This is a genomic window from Oleiphilus sp. HI0125, from assembly GCF_001635355.1.
The window spans coordinates 1-873 of sequence record NZ_LWGF01000579.1 but is presented as its reverse complement, the minus strand read 5'-3'; the positions used below and the strand labels follow the sequence as shown (position 1 = coordinate 873).

The 873-nt window shown below is 40.2% G+C and carries 1 protein-coding gene; it reads right to left on the bottom strand.

All coding sequences use genetic code 11. The annotated features are described in order from the left end of the window. A partial coding sequence (locus A3762_RS07125; RefSeq protein WP_197469114.1) for a 1-acyl-sn-glycerol-3-phosphate acyltransferase occupies positions 1 to 520 on the bottom strand: 520 nt, incomplete at its 3' end. Positions 521 to 873: the final 353 nt, after the last annotated feature.

Here is an 873-nt window from a genome sequence, read left to right as displayed (position 1 = left end):
GCACAAAACCATTGCCAAAACGCTGCAGTTGGTATCGGTCTTTGTACATCTTTCCTGAGCCACGAATACCCTCTGGGAACACAATAACGGCTTCGCCATTTTCGAGCATTTTTGCGCAGTTTGTAGGGTCACCCAGTACTGCGCCCAATTGATTAAGAATGTTTCCAATATAGGGCACAGTGGGAAAGAAGCGCTCAATCATTGCACGAGGATAGCGCGGTGCATGATCGCGATTCGCAACGGCATAACCAATTAAGGTGCCATCAATAGGGAGCTGTCCGCTATGGTTGGCGATAATTAAAACAGGGCCATCATTAGGTATGTGTTCAAGACCACTTGTTTCAACACGAAAATATTTGTCGTAAATGTTGCTAAACAATGAGAATACGATTTTGTTCGTATCGGTGTTAAACCCCCATGGATCATAGCCCAAGGAGCCAACAGGCTTTTCAATGCGATCTAGCTTTTCATCCAGTTCTTGAGAAACCAGTTGCTTTTTAAGGAACGACTTTAAATTCATATTGTTCTTGTCGAGATACTGAGCACACGGATTTGATTTTAATTAACCAGAGCCACGTTACATACTTATTAAATTCTACGCCGCTTATGATTATCGTTAAAATATTGGCGCTATTTGTTTTAATTGTTTCGTAAGCAGATATTATTCCATAACCTAATGCTTATAAACTTTTTCTTTTCCTGTTCTATTGTCAAAAGGTATCAATACAGTGTTACAGTGGTATGTAAAACAGTTTGCCGAATTAAGTGTTGAAGAGCTTTTGGGCATTCTAAGACTTAGACAAGACGTATTCATAATCGAGCAAGATTGTATCTACCCTGATATTGATGATCTTGACCAATCCTCGGTGCATG